General features: G+C 62.0%; 16 protein-coding genes. 15 read left to right on the forward strand and 1 reads right to left on the reverse strand.

Annotated elements, in window-relative coordinates; genetic code table 11:
* The first annotated feature begins 71 nt into the window (after positions 1-71).
* From IE151_RS08530 to IE151_RS08555, 6 genes are all read left to right on the forward strand, one after another.
* Positions 72-1,355, forward strand: a complete 1,284-nt coding sequence (locus tag IE151_RS08530; RefSeq protein WP_189489586.1) for an RsmB/NOP family class I SAM-dependent RNA methyltransferase — start codon at positions 72-74, stop codon at positions 1,353-1,355.
* 56 nt (positions 1,356-1,411) lie between these two features.
* On the forward strand, positions 1,412-1,864 hold the full coding sequence (locus IE151_RS08535) for a TspO/MBR family protein (RefSeq protein WP_189489587.1): 453 nt from the start codon (positions 1,412-1,414) through the stop codon (positions 1,862-1,864).
* An 84-nt stretch (positions 1,865-1,948) separates the two neighbouring features.
* Positions 1,949-2,407, forward strand: a complete 459-nt coding sequence (locus IE151_RS08540) for a PaaI family thioesterase (protein ID WP_189489758.1) — start codon at positions 1,949-1,951, stop codon at positions 2,405-2,407.
* Entirely contained in the window at positions 2,404-3,066 is a 663-nt protein-coding gene (locus tag IE151_RS08545; RefSeq protein WP_189489588.1) for a 5'-methylthioadenosine/S-adenosylhomocysteine nucleosidase, read from the forward strand. The genes IE151_RS08540 and IE151_RS08545 overlap by 4 nt, the downstream gene beginning before the upstream one ends.
* Positions 3,067-3,135: 69 nt before the next feature.
* Complete coding sequence (gene guaA, locus IE151_RS08550) at positions 3,136-4,698, forward strand: glutamine-hydrolyzing GMP synthase (protein ID WP_189489589.1); 1,563 nt, start codon at positions 3,136-3,138, stop codon at positions 4,696-4,698.
* A 293-nt stretch (positions 4,699-4,991) separates the two neighbouring features.
* Positions 4,992-6,248: a tyrosine-type recombinase/integrase gene (locus tag IE151_RS08555; RefSeq protein WP_104960301.1), complete on the forward strand. Its 1,257-nt coding sequence runs from the start codon at positions 4,992-4,994 to the stop codon at positions 6,246-6,248.
* Here IE151_RS08555 and IE151_RS08560 read toward each other — a convergent pair.
* Positions 6,220-6,498, reverse strand: coding sequence for a helix-turn-helix transcriptional regulator (locus tag IE151_RS08560; protein ID WP_121583338.1), 279 nt, complete (start codon positions 6,496-6,498; stop codon positions 6,220-6,222). The two genes, IE151_RS08555 and IE151_RS08560, sit on opposite strands and share 29 nt — an antisense overlap.
* A 263-nt stretch (positions 6,499-6,761) precedes the next feature.
* Here IE151_RS08560 and IE151_RS08565 point away from each other — a divergent pair, with 263 nt between their 5' ends.
* From IE151_RS08565 to IE151_RS08605, 9 genes are all read left to right on the forward strand, one after another.
* Positions 6,762-7,721 carry an ArdC family protein gene (locus IE151_RS08565; RefSeq protein WP_189489590.1) on the forward strand — a complete coding sequence of 320 codons (960 nt, stop codon included), beginning with the start codon at positions 6,762-6,764 and terminating at the stop codon, positions 7,719-7,721.
* Positions 7,718-8,122 (forward strand): DUF2958 domain-containing protein, encoded by a 405-nt coding sequence (locus tag IE151_RS08570; protein ID WP_189489591.1) that lies wholly within the window; start codon positions 7,718-7,720, stop codon positions 8,120-8,122. The genes IE151_RS08565 and IE151_RS08570 overlap by 4 nt, the downstream gene beginning before the upstream one ends.
* Positions 8,123-8,246: 124 nt before the next feature.
* Positions 8,247-10,373 carry a ParB/RepB/Spo0J family partition protein gene (locus IE151_RS08575; protein WP_189489592.1) on the forward strand — a complete coding sequence of 709 codons (2,127 nt, stop codon included), beginning with the start codon at positions 8,247-8,249 and terminating at the stop codon, positions 10,371-10,373.
* Positions 10,374-10,797: 424 nt separating this feature from the next.
* The gene (locus tag IE151_RS08580; protein WP_104959421.1) at positions 10,798-10,962 is read left to right on the forward strand and encodes a hypothetical protein; all 165 of its coding nucleotides are present in this window, start codon (positions 10,798-10,800) and stop codon (positions 10,960-10,962) included.
* 194 nt (positions 10,963-11,156) lie between these two features.
* Complete coding sequence (locus IE151_RS08585; RefSeq protein ID WP_104959420.1) at positions 11,157-11,705, forward strand: hypothetical protein; 549 nt, start codon at positions 11,157-11,159, stop codon at positions 11,703-11,705.
* A 64-nt stretch (positions 11,706-11,769) separates the two neighbouring features.
* Positions 11,770-12,186: a hypothetical protein gene (locus IE151_RS08590; protein ID WP_104959419.1), complete on the forward strand. Its 417-nt coding sequence runs from the start codon at positions 11,770-11,772 to the stop codon at positions 12,184-12,186.
* A complete protein-coding gene (locus tag IE151_RS08595) occupies positions 12,179-12,823 on the forward strand; it encodes an antitoxin of toxin-antitoxin stability system (protein WP_132010642.1) in 645 nt (214 codons plus the stop codon). Before IE151_RS08590 ends, IE151_RS08595 begins: the two co-directional genes overlap by 8 nt.
* A gap of 150 nt (positions 12,824-12,973) precedes the next feature.
* Positions 12,974-17,293, forward strand: a complete 4,320-nt coding sequence (locus tag IE151_RS08600) for a strawberry notch-like NTP hydrolase domain-containing protein (RefSeq protein WP_189489593.1) — start codon at positions 12,974-12,976, stop codon at positions 17,291-17,293.
* Entirely contained in the window at positions 17,293-18,330 is a 1,038-nt protein-coding gene (locus tag IE151_RS08605) for a DUF7146 domain-containing protein (protein ID WP_189489594.1), read from the forward strand. The genes IE151_RS08600 and IE151_RS08605 overlap by 1 nt, the downstream gene beginning before the upstream one ends.
* Positions 18,331-18,340: the final 10 nt, after the last annotated feature.

Raw genomic sequence — 18,340 nt, forward strand, 5'->3', positions numbered from 1 at the left:
GCCATTCCCTAAGGTGAAAAATTACGCTAGCTAGGCGCTATCACGGTTCAACCGAAGAGGGGTAGCCCGACATGCGTATCGGCGGCAGGCTGGCAGCAGCCATTGAAATTCTCGAAGATATTGAAACACGGCATCGGCCGGCGTCAGATGCGTTGCGCGATTGGGGGCTGTCGCATCGTTTTGCCGGCTCCGGCGATCGTGCGGCTATAGGCAATATCGTCTACGATGCATTGCGCCATCGCCGCTCGGCAGCTTGGCTGCTGGACGATGCGAGTCCGCGGGGCCTGGCGCTTGGCGCGCTCCTGTTGGAATGGGGCTACGATGCAGATACGCTTGATGCGGAACTGGTGGATGACCGTTTCGCGCCATCGGCCCTGAGTGAGAAGGAGCGGGCAGCGATAGCTGAGCACTTCGGCAAACAGCCATCTGACGATATTCGCTCCGATGTGCCGGAATGGTGCGAACCACTGCTGCAAAAGACTTATGGTGATGATTGGGGGAAAGAAGGCGAGGCCTTCTCGCAGCGTCCGCCGCTCGATTTGCGCGTCAATCGGCTGAAATCGGACACGTCTAAAGTGTTGGCTGCGTTGCACGGAACAGGTGCCAGGAAGGCTGCGATCGCGCCTTTCGGCATCCGCATCGAGAAGGTCGAGGGTCGCGGTCGTCATCCGAATGTGCAGGCTGAGCCCGGTTTCCAGAAGGGCTGGTTCGAGGTGCAGGACGAGGGGTCGCAGATCGTCGCCGAGCTTGCCACGCCGGATCAGCCAAATCAGGTGCTCGACTATTGCGCTGGCGCGGGAGGCAAGACGCTGTCGCTCTCCGCCGCTTTCGACAACAAGGGGCAGATATTCGCCCATGATGCCGAGAAGGCGCGGCTGTCGCCTATTTTTGATCGTCTCAAACGTGCCGGTGCGCGTAATGTACAGGCCATCACGGCGCAGCCCGCTCTGGATGCACTGGAAAACCAGATGGACCTGGTTCTGGTCGATGTGCCCTGCACCGGTTCCGGCACGTGGCGTCGCAGGCCCGATGCGAAATGGCGCCTGACTGAGCGCCAGCTCGAAGTGCGTATGTCGGAACAGACCCAGATCCTGGATCATGTTACGCGTTATGTGAAACCGGGCGGCACACTGGTCTACATTACCTGCTCGATTTTCCGCGAGGAAAATCAAGAGCAGATCGAAGCATTCCTGACGCGCCACCCCGATTTTGTCGCCACCGATCACCACGCGCTGTGGGCCAAAAAGTTTCCGCACGCCAAAGAGCGTGCGATGGTCGATGCACATGGCATCATGCTGAGCGCTGCGACAAGCGGTACGGACGGCTTCTTCTTCTGCGCGATGACTCGCAACTGACGCGGGAACCAAACGGGTCGCATGCGAATTTCTCTCAACAGGTTCTGAGGAATAACATGCGGCGCGTTCTCTCCCTTATCATCTTTCTGGTCATAACCGTTGGTGGGGGGCTGGCCATCGGGCTCGCGACGCTTCCTGGCGAATGGTATGCGCAACTCGAAAAGCCTTTCTTCAACCCGCCGAGCTGGATTTTCTCGCCCGTCTGGACGGTTCTCTACGTTCTGATCGCTTTTGCCGGCTGGCGCACTTTCGAGCAGGCGCGCAGCTCCGCCGGTATGAAGCTTTGGTTTGCCCAGCTGGTGCTGAACTTTCTTTGGTCGCCTTCCTTCTTCGGTGCGCAGCGTATGGACCTCGCGCTTTTCGTCATCATCCTGTTGCTCATTACGATTCTTTTCTTCATTCGTGAGCGGTGGGGGAAGGACCGGATCGTCGCATACTGCTTCATGCCGTACGCCGCATGGGTGGCATTCGCTACACTTCTCAATGCATCGCTTTTGATCCTCAACTGAGGACGCACTCACTGATGCGGCAAACTTGTTTGCCGCATTTGCCTCTGCCATAGTCGAGCCGTTCAAATATGAAGGTTCATGTTTATGGCAGATGTCTTGACGCCCGATGCGAATTTTGAGCCGCGCGTGCGTAATTCCTTTGAGCGTCAGAAGGTGATGCACACACTGGGCGCGACGTTGACGCGTGTCGAGCAAGGCACCGTCGAAATTGAGTTGCCATTTTCCGAGGATCTAACTCAGCAGCATGGTTTCATCCATGCCGGGATCATTTCCACAGGCCTGGACAGCGCGTGCGGCTATGCGGCCTACACGATGATGCCTCCGGAGGCAGCCGTTCTCACCGTCGAATTCAAGATCAATCTGCTTGTCCCGGCAAAGGGAGAGCGCTTTCTATTTCGGGGATCCGTGACCAAGCCCGGACGTACCATTCTTGTCGCCGATGGCCAGGCTTTTTCTTACAGCGAGGACGGGGAGGCGCGTCTCATCGCGACCATGACGGCGACCCTGATGACAATTACCGGGCGCGAAGGACTGGAAGGATGACTTTCCAAGAAACCATCGCGGGCGCGGGTACTTTGCGCACCATTGGCAACAGTTCCGTGCTTTATGTCATGGCGGTCGACGCCGAATATGGACCGCATTTGCGCGAACGTATCGACCCGCTCATGACCGGGGTTGGTCCCATCGAGGCTGCGATCATCGTCACCGAACGGCTGGCACGGCTTAAGGCGGCGGGCAGTCTTCCAGATCTGCTGGTTTCACTTGGCTCTGCCGGTTCGCGCGTTCTGGAACAGACAAAGGTTTATCAGGCGTCGCACGTATCCTGGCGCGATATGGACGCAAGCGCGCTCGGTTTTGAAAAGGGATGTACGCCATTTATCGACCTGCCTGCCATGGTGGCGCTTGATCTCGTTGTCGAAGGCCTGCCGCAAGCCTCGCTTTCCACCGGGGCCAACGTCGTGTCGGGTGCAGATTACGATTCGATTGACGCGCATATGGTGGACATGGAGACGTTCGCAACATTGCGCGCCTGTCAACGCTTTGGCGTCAAGCTCATTGCGCTGCGCGGCATTTCAGACGGCAAGGCCGAACTTACCCACGTTGATGACTGGCGCGAATATCTTCACGTGGTCGATAAGAATCTGGCAGGCGCGGTTGAGAAGATCGAGCAGGCGGTGGCCGAGGGGCTTTTGTCGCGATAATATGGGATTCCGCGTTTCCATTGCGACGCAACCATTGCAAATGATGCGAAATTTCTTTAATCGCCCGACATGAGCACGAGCACCCACCCAGATTCCGTCCTTATCCTCGATTTCGGCAGTCAGGTAACGCAGCTGATCGCGCGCCGCGTGCGCGAGGCAGGCGTGTTTTCTGAGATCGTGCCGTTTCAGTCCGCAGCCGAAGGTTTTGCCCGCATTAAGCCGAAAGCGGTCATCCTGTCGGGTAGCCCGCACTCGGCCGTCGATATTGGCAGCCCCCGCGCGCCGCAGGAAATCTTCTCCGCCGGCATTCCCGTTCTTGGCATATGCTATGGTGAACAGACCATGTGCGCCCAGCTGGGTGGCAAGGTCGAGAGCGGCCATCATCGCGAGTTTGGACGCGCCTTCCTTGACGTGAAGGAAAAGAGCGCGCTGTTCGATGGCGTGTGGGAGAGGGGCTCGCGTCATCAGGTCTGGATGAGCCACGGCGACCGCGTCACTGCTCTGCCAGAAGGCTTCAAGGTTATTGCCACGTCGGAAGGCGCCCCTTATGCGGCGATTGCCGATGAAGGGCGTCGCTTCTACGCCGTACAGTTTCATCCGGAAGTCGTGCACACACCGGATGGCGCAAAGCTGCTTTCGAATTTCGTGCACAATATCGCCGGCATCAAGGGCGACTGGACCATGGCCGCCTACCGTGAGCAGGCCATCAATGCCATTCGCGCCAAGGTCGGTTCCGGTAAGGTCATTTGCGCGCTTTCGGGCGGCGTGGACTCCTCCGTCGCGGCTTTGCTCGCGCATGAAGCCATCGGCGATCAGCTCACCTGCATTCTGGTTGACCATGGCCTGATGCGCAAGAACGAGGCGCGCGATGTCGTGGCTATGTTCCGGGAGCATTACAATCTGCCGCTCATTCTGGTCGATGCTGCCGATCGCTTCATCGGCGCGCTGGAGGGCGAGGCCGATCCGGAAGTGAAGCGCAAAACCATTGGCCGTCTGTTCATCGAAGTGTTTGAGGAAGAAGCCAAGAAGCTCGGCGGCGCCGATTTCCTTGTGCAGGGTACCCTTTATCCGGACGTCATCGAGAGCGTTTCTTTCACCGGCGGTCCGTCGGCAACGATCAAGTCGCATCATAATGTGGGTGGTCTTCCCGAGCGCATGAACATGCAGCTCGTCGAACCCTTGCGGGAGTTGTTTAAGGACGAGGTCCGTGAGCTTGGTCGTGAACTCGGTCTTCCCGACAGCTTTATCGGTCGCCACCCTTTCCCGGGTCCGGGTCTTGCTATTCGCTGTCCCGGTGGCATCACCCGCGAAAAGCTCGAGATCCTGCGCGAAGCCGATGCGATCTACCTTGACGAGATTCGCAAGGCCGGCCTCTATGATGCGATCTGGCAGGCATTCGCTGTGCTGCTGCCGGTCCAGACCGTTGGTGTCATGGGGGATGGTCGCACCTATGAGTTCGTCTGCGCGTTGCGCGCTGTCACTTCCGTGGATGGCATGACGGCGGATTTCTATCACTACGATATGGATTTCCTCGGCCGCGCTGCCACTCGCATCATCAATGAGGTGCGTGGCATCAACCGCGTCGTCTACGACGTCACGTCGAAACCTCCCGGCACCATCGAGTGGGAATGATTCAGGCCCATCCAAACGCCGCCGACAACGCGCCAGAATTTCCCCTAACACTCTGATTAAAAATATTTTTTTATCCGCCACCTATCGAGACCTATCGGTGGGTAGCAATCACAAGTACCGTCACGATTGACGGTGCTCGCTCATATTGATCACGGCCGTCTCAGAAAGTACCGTCGCAAGAGTTGAGGATCGTGACGGTACTTTTTTCAACATAAGTCACTGATAACAAAGTGATTTAGGCGTCACGAACCTCCCAAAACCGCATGACGGTACTTTTCGGAGGCTGCGCGAACATGTTGACGGACGCTGCGCTTAAGGCGCTGAAACCAAAAGACAAAGTCTACAAGGTGTCAGACAGGGACGGCATGTATGCCCGTGTCACGCCGACAGGTCTGATCTCATTCAGCCTGGATTACCGGCTGAATGGGCGCCGCGAGACCGTCTATCTCGGCAGGTACGGACGTGACGGCATTTCGCTCGCACGGGCTCGCGAACTCTGCCTGGACGCCAAACGCGCAGTCCGAGAGGGCCGCTCACCCGCAATTGAAAAACAGCGCGAGAAGCGCCGCCTGAAAGAGGCCAAGAGCTTCGGTCAGTTCGGCGAGAAGTGGCTGGACAAGGCTCCGATGGCGGACAGTACCAGAGCGATGCGGCGCTCGATCTTCGATCGAGAGTTGCTGCCCGTCTGGCGCAACCGGCTGCTGCGCGAAATCACCCCAGATGATCTGAGAGCTCTCTGCGCCAAGATCGTCGATCGCGGTGCGCCTGCAACGGCCATCCACGTCCGCGACATCCTCAAGCAGATCTACAGTTTCGCGATCCTGCACGGCGAGAAGGTGCCCAATCCCGCCGATGAAGTCGGCCCAGCTTCGATTGCTGCATTTCGGCCCAGAGACCGTGCGCTTTCACCGACAGAGATCCGCATCATGCTGAGGCAACTGGAGCATGTCCCGACTTTGCCGACCATTCGCCTCGGCATGAAGCTCTTCCTGCTGACGATGGTTCGTAAAAGCGAGCTGCAGGACGCCGTATGGGACGAAGTGGACTTCGAGAACGCGGTTTGGAGCATTCCGAAGGAGCGGATGAAGCGCTCCAAGCCACACAATGTGTATCTTTCCCGACAGGCGCTCGACATCATGATCGCGCTCAAGACCTGTGCCGGCAATTCCCGGTATCTGCTGCCCTCGCGTTACGATGCGGATGCCCCAATGTCGCGGGCGACGTTCAACCGCATCACCTACGCGGTGGTCGATCTGGCGCAGAAGGAGGGGCTGCCGCTCGAGCCGTTTACAGTCCATGATTTGCGACGGACCGGCTCAACGCTGCTGAATGAACTCGGTTTCAACAGCGACTGGATCGAGAAATGCCTCGCCCACGAGGACGGGCGATCTTCGCGCGGCGTCTACAACAAGGCAGAGTACGAGGTTCAGCGCCGCCATATGCTCCAGGAATGGTCGGACGTCGTTGACGCATGGGTGGAAGGTCGCAAGCGGCCTGTCACCCTTCTCCCCCCGACCATGCCTATGCTTGAGCCCGACCCTGCCCTTTGACCGGCCGGAACTTCCGCTGGGCGACGTCGGGGTGTTTGGCGCGCGGGATTGGCCGCGTGCGCCGGCTTTCGAGCCACGCTTCGACCTCGGCAAGATCCCAGACGACGCATCTGGGTGAAAGGGCAAAGCGGCGAGGAAATTCTCCGCGCTGCTCCATTTCGTAAATGGTGCTGTCCGCCAGAGGAACGATTTCTCGCAGTTCATTCCTCCGGATCGAACGTTTGACGGGGCGGTCGCTAACGGATGGCATCTGCAGCTCCTGATCGTGGTGCGCTGATGCGATTGGAGCCGATATGTGCCGATAAGGGCCAGCAGAAATTGGCCGCGGCGTATGGTCGGCGGCCATGGCGTGCAGATCGGACAGGCTTGATGCTGATCGCGGTCTCTTCTCAGGCGGGTTCCCTCCTTTTAGGCCCCACCGCGGTTCCTAGAGTGAGAGTGCAGACGGGGTTTGCCGTGACGGGTTGAAGGTCGGGAGAGAGGCTTCCGGCGCCCGTCGCGGAGACAATCCCGATGGCCAGACAGAACCACGCCGCACGCGGCGGCGGCGACCGCACCAATCTCTATGACGAGATCACCGCGAAAATCATCAACGAGCTGGAGCAAGGGCGGTTGCCCTGGGTCCAGCCCTGGGGCACGGCGGCGAAGGCACCGCTCGCGATGCCGAGGAATGCCGCGACGGCCCGGCAATATTCCGGGATCAACATTCTGATCCTCTGGGGCGCCGTTGTTCAATACGGCTATCCGACCCAGCATTGGCTGACTTTCCGCCAGGCCCTGTCGCTCGGCGGCAATGTCCGGAAAGGTGAGCGCGGCACGACCGTCGTCTATGCCGACCGCTTCACGCCCGAGGATGAGAAGCGCCGCGCGCGGGAGACGGGGGAGGAAGCTGGCAGCATCCCGTTTCTCAAACGCTTCACCGTGTTCAACACGGCGCAATGCGAGGGCTTGCCTGAGGATGTTGCTATCGAGGCGCCGCCACCGCCGCCCCACATGATCGAGCCAAGGGTCGAGGCGCTGATCCGGGCGACCGGAATCGACTTTCGCATCGGGGGGAACCAGGCCTTCTATGTTCCAGCGCACGATTATGTTCAGGTGCCGCCGCCACAGGCCTATTTCGAGCCGATCGACTGGCACCGGACCGCCTTGCACGAGCTGGGGCACGCCACCGGCCATGCCTCCCGGCTTGGGCGGGATATGTCGGGCCGCTTCGGCACCAGGAAATACGCATTCGAAGAACTGGTCGCCGAAATGAACGCGGCCTTCTGCTGCGCCTCGATCGGCGTTGTGCCGACCGTACGCCATGCCGACTACATCGGCTCCTGGCTCGAGGTGCTGCGCGAGGACAACCGCGCCATCGTCCGCGCCGCTTCCCAGGCCAGCAAGGCAGCCGATTGGCTGCTGGCGCATCTGCCCGCCGAAGACACTGGCGAAGCGGATACAGCGTCGACGGATCGGAGGGCCGCGGCATGATCCTCCTGACCAGCACCCAGCGCGAGCAGCTCCTCGCCAATGGCCGCCAGAGCGATGTCGACCATGTCCCCGTGGTAAAATTCTTCAATCCGTTGGGTAGCGGCGTCTGGCTTGCGACCGAATTGGATAGCGACGGTGACACCCTTTTCGGCCTTGCCGATCTGGGGTTTCCAGAGCTTGGAAGCTGGAGCCTTGGCGAAATGCAGGCGATCCGCTTGCCCTTTGACATGAGGATCGAGCGCGATCTGCACTTCACCGGCGATTTCCCGATCTCGGTCTGGGCTGACATGGCGCGGCGGGCCGGTGGCATCCGCGAGGCCGAGCGCATTCTTTACTCCGGCGCCCGAGCCGCCTCCACGCCGACCCGGAAACAGACCGATACACAGAGCCGGAAACACTGAATCCCGCTTCTCCGGCTTTACGATTTTGCGCCGCTCTCTTGAGAGGAAGAGGGCGGCGCTTTGCTTCGTGACGGGTTGGTGGCCGGAGAGAGAGGCTCCCGGCGCCCGTCATGGAGTAAGGCATATGGCTACTGCCGTTCAGAAGATCACCCTCGCGTCCTCGCGCGATATTCCGTTCAACAAACTGGCGCTGAGCCAGGCCAATGTCCGGCGCGTCAAAGCTGGCATCTCGGTCGAGGAACTGGCCGAATCCATCGCCCGCCGCGGACTGATCCAGTCTCTGCATGTCCGGCCTGTTCTCGATGCCGAGGGCAAGGAAACCGGCATGTTCGAGGTGCCCGCAGGCGGTCGCCGCTATCGGGCCCTGGAATTGCTGGTGAAGCAGAAGCGTCTCGCAAAAACTGCACCGGTACCGTGCGTCATATCCGAGGCCGATGCCGACATCCTGATCGACGAAGTCTCGCTCGCGGAAAATATCGAGCGCGCGCCGCTTCATCCGCTCGATCAGTTTCGGGCCTTCCAGGCGCTGCGCAACAAGGCGATGAGCGAGGAAGCCATCGCAGCCGCCTTCTTTGTCGACCCGAAGGTCGTCAAGCAGCGCCTGCGTCTTGCTGCGGTCTCGCCCGTGCTTCTCGACGTTTACGCCGAAGACGGCATGACGCTCGAACAGCTCATGGCCTTCACCGTGTCGGAAGACCATGCCCGGCAGGAACAGGTCTGGGATGCGATCAAGGATTCCTGGCAGAAAGAGCCGCACTATATCCGCCGTCTCCTGACTGAAACCGCAGTGCGCGCCTCTGACAGGCGAGCGCTTTTTGTCGGTATCGAGGCCTATGAAGCCGCCGGCGGCTATGTGCTGCGCGATCTCTTTCAGCGCGACGACGGCGGCTGGCTTCAGGATCCGGAGCTGCTCGATCGCCTAGCAGGCGAAAAGCTGAAAGCCGAAGCCGAGTCCATTGCGGCCGAAGGCTGGCAGTGGGTCGAGGTAGCGGTGACCTTTCCCTATGGCCACGACCACGGCCTGCGGGAACTCGAGGGCTCGGTCGCCGATCTGACCGACGATGAGCGCGCCACCCGCGAATCCCTGCGCGAGGAATATGACCGGCTCGAAGCCGAATATGCCGAGGCCGACGAGCTGCCCGATGAGGTCGATCAGCGGCTTGGTGAGATTGAGCAGGCGTTGGAAGAATTCGAGCGCAGGCCGATGATCTATGATCCCGAACAGGTTGCGCGGGCGGGCGTCTTCGTCAGCATCGATGGGAACGGCAAGCTGCGGGCCGAACGGGGTTATGTTCGGCCCGAGGATGAAGCGGCGATTGATGGCGAAGATCCCGATGGCTCCTCCGGCCCGGCCACAGAGGGCGCAGTAGCTAGTGTGTCGCATGCGGTTGTCCAAGTCGGTGGCGGCAGCGAATCTCCGGAGGACGACGATGAGGCCGAGATTGTGCGGCCGCTGCCGGACCGGTTGATCAGCGAGCTGACCGCGCATCGCACGCTCGCGCTGCGCGATGCTGTTGCGATGAATCCCCATATTGCGATGACCGCGCTGCTGCATCGGCTGGTGATGGACACCTTCCTGCCGCAGCCCGCCAGGGGATGCCTCGAGGCCCATGTCCGCCAGGTTCACTTGCCGGCACAGGCTGAGGATTTGCGCGACAGCGTCTCGGCGCGGTCTGTTACCGAACGGCACGAACGCTGGGGCGATCACATCCCGGCTGACGATGAGGCGCTCTGGAACTGGCTGATCGATCTCGATGAGGAGTCTCGCATGGAGCTTCTCGCCCATTGCGTCAGCTTTGGCATCAACGCCCTTTACGAAAAGCCCAATCCCTATAGCGGCACGGGCGTCAGCCAACACGGGCTGGAGGTGCGTCTCTCCCAGGCGAACCGTCTGGTGTGCGCTACCGGTCTCGACATGGTGGTGGCGGGCTGGAAGCCGACCGTCAGCAACTATCTCGGCCGTGTGACCAAGCCGCGCATCCTCGAGGCGGTTCGCGAAGGTGCAGGCGAACGGGCATCGGAGCTGATCGGGCATCTCAAGAAGGGCGACATGGCCAAGGAAGCCGAGCGCCTGCTCGCCGATACCGGCTGGCTGCCCGAGCCGCTGCGCACGATCGATCCTGCTGCGGAGCCTGACGCTTCGGCGGAAGGCGATGTCGATGTGGACCTTCCTGAATTCCTCGCAGGCGACGCCGAGGATGACATTGTCGACGAAGAGGATGAGGCGCAGCAGGTGATCGCCGCGGAATGATCGTCACGCGGGGCGGCTCCGGCTGCCCCGTCTCTTCCTGACGCAATCGGGATGGAGCAAGCCGCGTCAGGGTCGCCCCAGGATCAATCCCCGTCATGGCTGGCGCAATGGGTGCCGTCCCCGGGGCTGAAGGATCATCGCTTATTGCCCGCGTGGTAACCAGGCTGGCGCGGCGAACCGATCCGCAACGGATATGCGGATTCCTGTCAGAGGCAGAACACCCCCCCCGCTTCCATTCGCAAACCTTGGTCTGAGCCGTCGTCTTTGCATTCAACCCGCAAGGGGTCGGCTTGACGCTTTGCGTGCCGCCCTCGCGGATCCGGACAAGCCGAACGCGCGAGGGTGATTGCAGATCCGGTCAGACACTTCGGGCGCCTGTCGCGCGGGGGATGGTCCCCCGCCTCCAAAACAGGAGCCGGAACCCATGTCCTATGCAGATGCCACCGCCTTTGCCGCCAGCCTCGCCACCACGCTGATGACTGTGATCGTCGTGTTCCAGGCCGGGGACGGCACCCATGGCGCCATGCCCGCCAATGAGTTCGATGGCGACGAAGAGATGGTGAAACTCGAACTTGATCCGTGGATCTGAGGCACGAGAAGAGCCTCATCCCGATGGCCCGGCGCGCAGGCAACGCAGCCGAGCCATCGCTTTGCGGATAATCTCTCACTGCCGGCGGTAGCGGCCATACCGCGATACGAAAGAGTTAGAGTGCGGGCCGGTTGGCCGTGACGGGTTGGTGGCCGGAGAGAGAGGCTCCCGGCGCCCGTCGCGGAGTAGTTCCCATGTCCCTCCACCGCTCATCCGGCTTCCGCCCGATCGGCGAAATCCTCGCCCGGCAGGTGCTGCCCGGGCTGCGTAGCGCCCTTCGGTATCCGCTACGGGTTTCCTGCCTCGGCACTGTCAGTTTCGTCGACGATCACGATACCAGCCAATTCGACCGGACTATCGTTCTCGGTGAATGTACCACTCCCGAAGACGCCATGACGATCGCGGCACAGCGCGTTTCGCGTGACGATATTCGCGTTGGAGAGGACGACACGCTGCGCTTTGAGGCGCGCATTGCCGCAATTCATGACTCGACCTACGGTCTGGTCCTCGCCGGAGAAATCCGGGCTCGGGCCATTGTCTGGCAGCAGCCAGTCATCTCTGACGCGCAAGCCCGCCGTATCGTGAGCGAGGCAAGCCGGTTGCGCGGCAGCGCCTCGGCGGCTTGCGATGCCCGGTCGGCGCGGAACCTGCGCTACCGCGCCAGTCTGCTCGAAACACGCCTGGTCGATCGCGGCTGGCGGGAGACCGCTGCGGAACTGCTTAGCCTGCCCCGCGCCGCCTGATTTTCACCTCTTCCACGCAATCGGCCTGGTCCTGCGCCAGGCCTCCTCATGTCCGGAGGCCGTCATGGCTGACTATTACACCCATTTTTCCTGCCTGCTCGATGTAGGCACCCCTGAGAACGCTGTCCGTGCGCTCGAACTCTATAATGCGCTGGCGGACGAAAATGCAGCCGAAGATCCCTCATCGGATGGCTTCCTGCTGTCGATCCAGCCCGAACATGGCGGTACGCAGCTCTGGATACGCGACGATCCCACCGGCGATCCCGAGCACGTTATCCAATTCGTCAGGCGCTGCGCCGCCGTGTTCGAGCTCAAGGGCCGGTGGGGCTTCCAATATGCCAACACCTGCTCGAAGCCGCGCCTCGATGGCTTCGGCGGTGGCGCACACGTACTCGATCTTTCGACCGGCGAGACAGTGGATTGGATCTATACCGACGGCTGGCTCTCGACCGTGCTGGAGGGAGGCGATCCCCATGCCTGAAATCATCGAAACCACAGTCTATCGCCTCGACGAACTTTCCGAAACGGCGAAGGACAAGGCCCGCGCCTGGTATCGTGAAGGCGGCTTCGACTACGATTGGTACGACGCCGTTTATGAGGATTTCCAGCGCATCGCCGAGATCCTCGGCATCCGCCTCAAGACCCGAACCGCTCGCCTGATGGGCGGCGGATCGCGGCAGGAACCCTGCATCTGGTTCCGGGGCTTCTGGTCGCAAGGTGACGGCGCGTGCTGGGAGGGGTTCTACTCCTACTGCAGGAACGCCTCTGCCGCGATCCGGGCTTACGCGCCGCAGGACGAGATGCTGCATGGCATCGCAGATGCGCTTCAGGATGCCCAGCGGCGCAACTTTTATCAGCTTCGCGCTGACGTCGGTCATCGCGGCCATTACTACCACGAATACTGCATGGACATTGCGGTAGAGCGGGCCAGCCCGAACTGGCAGGACATGACCGCCGACGCGGAGGACGTCGTCGCCGAGGCGCTGCGTGATCTCGCCCGCTGGCTCTATCGCCAGCTCGAGCGCGAATATGACTACCTGTCCTCGGATGAGGTGGTGGACGAGACCATCCTCGCCAATGGCCACACCTTCACCGAAGGCGGACTTCGTTTCGGCTGATCCCGCTTGAAGCATCCCCGCCTCATGGTCGGGGCGCTCTTCATGTCGCTCCAGCCAGAGTGAGAGGGCCGCCGGAATGGGTGAGCCTGGGCGGTCGAGAGAGAGCGCAGTCCGGGCTTTCCCGTTTCCGCTCTCCCGAGGTTCCCTTCCATGAATATGGTGTCTCCCGTGACCGATCCGGTCACGTCCTTAGCCGCAGCGCCCGCCATCCTCGCTGCGGCAACCACACTCCTTGGCCATCTGGAACGCGGCCAGCACGTCAGTGCCGCCACGCTTCGCGATGCGATGGAGGCGGCTTTCGGCGCTTCCGATTCGACCGGCGCCTGGGACTGGAAGATGGGTTATGAGACTTGCGAAGTCGCCACAGTCCTTTTCCTACGCAAATACGGAAAGGCGCTTTTCCGGAAAGCCGCGTCTCCGGCTACACGGTTTTCCGCAATTGCCCGGATCGTGGACCGGTTGCCGACCCACACGCGCCGATCCGAGGAAGGCCAGGCGCTCCAGCAATTCTCGACGCCCGCGCCGCTCGGTCTCGCGGCCATGGCAGCCGCCGCAATCACCCCCGGTGACGTGGTGCTGGAACCGTCGGCCGGAACCGGCCTCATGGCGATCCTGGCCGAGATTGCCGGCGGCAGGCTGGTGCTGAACGAGCTCGCCGATACCCGCGCTGAGCTGCTTTCTTCCCTCTTTCCGGCTGTTTCCACAACCCGCTTCGATGCCGCACAGATCGACGATCACCTCCAACCGGCAATCGTCCCCTCGGTCGTGCTGATGAACCCGCCATTCTCGGCGATGGCCAATGTTTCGGGACGAATGGCTGACACGGCGTTCCGCCATGTTGCTTCTGCTTTGGCGCGGCTGGCCGATGGTGGGCGGCTCGTAGCCATAACAGGAGCGAATTTTGCTCCTGATCAAGCTGGCTGGCGGGATGCTTTCGTCCGCTTGCAAGAGCATGGCCGCCTTGTCTTCAGCGCTGCCATCGCCGGATCGGTATACGCAAAGCATGGCACGACCTTCGCGACGCGCCTGATCGTTATCGACAAGACGCCGGCCGAAGATCCATCTCAGTTCTCTCCCTCATCCGGCACTGCGCCCGATGTTGCGACGCTGCTCGCTTGGATCGAGGCGCAAGTTCCACCACGCTTGCCGGTCGCAAGCCCGAAATGCCGGGAATTCATCCCGGCGGCCGCGCCAAAGACAGTGCGCGGCTATCGCACGGGCGTGGCCCCGGTGCGATCCGTCACCGATACAGTTGGCGATCCCGAGGGCGTCGAGCTCGCTTATGAGACGGTGGACTGGGCACCGCCCGAGGGCACGCGACTAAGCGATGCGATCTATGAGCAATACGGATTGCAGTCGATCCGGATTCCCGGTGCACAGCCACATCCAACCAAGCTTGTCCAATCGGCTGCGATGGCGTCGGTTGCACCACCAAAGCCGTCTTATCGGCCGATCCTGCCTGCCGACATCCGCGAGCGCCTCTCCGATGCCCAGCTCGAGACAGTGATCTATGCCGGTGAGGCCCATGCCGATTATCTGGCCGGCGCCTGGTCCGTGGACGAAACCTTCGAGACGGTCAGCGCGGCGCCCGCGGACGCAGAAGGCGCTGTACGGTTCCGCCGGGGGTTCATGCTCGGTGATGGCACCGGAGCCGGCAAAGGCCGTCAATCGGCCGGGATTATCCTCGACAGCTGGCTGCGCGGGCGGCGCAAGGCGGTCTGGATCAGCAAGTCGGACAAGCTGATCGAGGACGCGCAGCGCGACTGGTCGGCGCTCGGCATGGAGCGACTTCTGATCACGCCGCAATCGCGCTTCTCGCAGGGCAAGCCGATCACGCTGTCGGAAGGCATCCTTTTTACCACCTATGCCACGCTGCGCTCGGATGATCGCGGCGAGAAGGTTTCGCGCGTCCGGCAGATCGTGGATTGGCTGGGATCGGATTTCGACGGTGTCATCATCTTCGACGAGAGCCATGCCATGCAGAACGCCGGTGGCGGCAAGGGAGAACGCGGGACTATCGCGGCATCGCAGCAGGGGCGTGCCGGGCTGCGGCTCCAGCACGCCTTGCCCGATGCCCGGATTGTCTATGTCTCGGCCACGGGCGCAACGACGGTGCATAACCTCGCCTATGCCCAGCGGCTCGGCCTCTGGGGCGGCGAGGATTTCCCTTTTGCCACCCGTGCCGAGTTCGTTGAGGCGATCGAGGCTGGCGGCGTGGCGGCGATGGAGGTGCTGGCGCGCGATCTGCGTTCACTTGGGCTCTATACCGCGCGGTCCCTTTCCTACGATGGCGTCGAATATGAACTGGTGGAGCATCGGCTGACGGACGAGCAGCGCCGCATCTATGATGCCTATGCCGGCGCTTTTGCGGTCATTCACAATAATCTCGATGCGGCGATGGAGGCGGCCAACATCACTGGCAGCGACGGTGCGCTGAACCGCCAGGCCAAAAGCGCCGCCCGATCCGCCTTCGAATCCGCGAAACAGCGCTTCTTCGGGCATCTGCTGACCAGCATGAAAACCCCGACATTGATCCGGTCCATCGATGCCGATCTTGCGGCCGGGCATGCCGCCGTCATCCAGATCGTCTCGACCGGCGAGGCGTTGATGGAGCGCCGCCTCGCCGAACTGCCGGCTGAGGAATGGAACGACGTCCGCGTCGACATCACGCCAAGGGAATACGTACTCGATTATCTCGCCCATTCCTTCCCGGTGCAGCTCTACGAACCCTTCACCGATAGCGAGGGCAATCTCTCCTCGCGGCCGGTATTTCGCGATGGCCAGCCCGTCGAATGTCGGGCGGCCGTTGCCCGGCGCGACGCGATGATCGAGCACCTGGCCTGCCTTCCGCCCGTTCCCGGCGCCCTGGACCAGATCGTGCAGCGGTTTGGGACCGATGTCGTGGCCGAGGTCACGGGCCGTTCGCGCCGGATCATCCGCAAGTGCGAAAGCTCAGCGGCAAGGCTGGCGGTCGAGAACCGCGCACCCTCCGCGAACCTTGCCGAAACCGCCGCCTTCATGGACGATCGCAAGCGCATTCTGGTCTTTTCCGATGCGGGCGGCACCGGGCGCAGCTACCATGCCGATCTCGGGGCGCGGAACCGGCGCCTGCGGGTCCACTATCTTCTCGAACCGGGCTGGAAGGCAGACGCGGCCATTCAGGGGCTGGGCCGCACCAATCGCACCAACCAGGCGCAGCCGCCGCTGTTCCGACCCATCGCGACCGATGTGAAGGCCGAGAAGCGTTTCCTTTCGACCATCGCACGGCGTCTCGACACGCTCGGCGCGATCACGCGCGGTCAGCGCCAGACCGGAGGTCAGGGCCTCTTTCGGCCCGAGGACAATCTGGAAAGCCCCTATGCCCGCGATGCCTTGCGGCAGCTCTATATGCTGATCGTGCGCGGCAAGGTGCAAGGCTGTTCGCTCGGACGTTTCGAGCAGATGACCGGTCTGAAGTTGATGGATGCGAACGGCATCAAGGACGACCTGCCGCCGATCACCACCTTTCTCAACCGGCTGCTGGCGCTGACCATCGACCTGCAGGCCATCTTGTTCTCGGCTTTCGAGCAGCTCCTCCAGGCGCGAGTCGACGGGGCTATCGCCTCCGGCACATACGATCTTGGTCTCGAAACGCTCCGCGCCGAAAGCTTCACTCTGACCGGCCGTCAGGTCATTTACACCCACCCCGCGACTGGCGCTGAGACCCGGCTGCTTTCAATCAGCGAGCGCAAGCGCAACAGGCCGATGTCGCTCAATGCGGCCCTGCGTGAACTGACCGATCCGCGGGCAAAACTGCTGGTGAATGAACGCTCGGCCCGCGCCGCCGTCCAGGTCCCCACCACCAGTGTCATGCTGGACGATGGCGAGATTGAGCCGCGCGTACGACTGCTCCGGCCGATGGAAAGCACGACCTTTGCTCTTCGGGCGATGGGCGAAACGCGCTGGATCGAAGCCGATCGGGACAGCTTTGCGGCCATGTGGAACCGGGAAGTCGCGCAGGTACCGGCCTATTCCGAGGGCACCCTTTACATCGTGGCGGGATTGCTCTTGCCGGTCTGGAAGCGGCTGCCGCAGGATTCCACCCGTGTTTATCGGCTCCAGACCGATGACGGCGAGCGCATCATCGGCCGCCGTGTCTCGCCGGCATGGGCAGCCAGCGTTGCCACCACAGAAAGCGTCAGCCTGACAGCCAATGAGGCTTACGCCGCTTTGATCGACGGGCGCACAATCCTCGACCTGGCCGAAGGGCTGCAACTGCGCCGCGTCCGGGTCATGGGGGCTCACCGCATTGAACTTACAGGCTTCAGCGATGCCATGCGCGAACGCCTGCGCGCTTATGGGCTCTTCAGCGAAATCATATCGTGGAAATTGCGCTTCTTTGTGCCGGTCGGGGCAGCCGGCACCGGGATTATCGGCAAGCTTGTCGAGCGCTTCCCGATCGAACGCATTGCCGAACGGGAGGCGGCCTGATGTCCCGTCTTTACGCCACCGATCTGGCGCAGCGTCTCGGCCGGCAGGCCGAGTCGGTTTGCCGTCACTACCTCTCGAATGGCCATAAACAGGGCCATTACTGGCAGGTCGGCGACGTCCGCAATTGCGCGGGACGCTCGATGTTCGTGCGGCTGCATGACAGCGCCAGGGGGCCGGCGGGTAAATGGTCCGATGCCGCCACCGGCGAACATGGTGATTTGCTCGATGTAATCCGCGAAAGCCTCGGTCTCCTCGACTTCGCCGAGGTCGCTGCGGAAGCCCGCCGCTTTCTGAGCCTTCCCCATCCAGAATCAGTTCCCACCGGGCGGCGTCGCGGAACCCCGGCTATATCGGGTTCGGCAGAAGCCGCACGCCGGCTCTGGCGCATCGCACAACCGATCACGAGCACGCTCGCAGAGACGTATTTGCGGAGACGCGGCATTACGTATTTGCAGGGGACCGGCGCGCTGCGCTTCCATCCGAACTGCTACTGGCGGCCCGAGCATGAAGGGCCGACCGAGACCTGGCCGGCGATAATCGCGGCGGTCACCGATCTCGATGGCGACATAACCGGCGCCCATCGTACCTGGCTCGCGCGTGACGGGTCGGGCAAAGCGCCGCGTGATCCGCCACGCAAGGCCATGGGGGACTTACTTGGTAACGCCGTCCGGTTCGGAAAGGCACAAGATGTCATCGCGGCGGGAGAAGGCATCGAGACCATTCTGTCGCTGCGGCAATTGCTGCCGCAGATGCCGATGGCCGCCGCACTCTCGGCCGGGCACCTCGCTGCTTTCCTGTTCCCGGCCCATCTGCGCAGGCTCTATATCGTGCGCGACAATGATCCGGCAGGCGACAGCGCACGAGACAGGCTCGTCGAACGGGCGCTGGCGGCCGGAATCGAGACCATCACGCTCTCGCCGATGATGGGTGACTTCAACGAAGACCTCACTTCGTGCGGGCTGGATGCATTGCGGGCACGGCTTCACGGGCAACTGGCTGCAGACGACGTCGGCCGCTTCATGGCTTTGGCTGCATAGCCGGGATGAG

It is taken from the genome of Limoniibacter endophyticus (assembly GCF_014652835.1).
In the GTDB taxonomy this organism is placed as follows: domain Bacteria; phylum Pseudomonadota; class Alphaproteobacteria; order Rhizobiales; family Rhizobiaceae; genus Limoniibacter; species Limoniibacter endophyticus.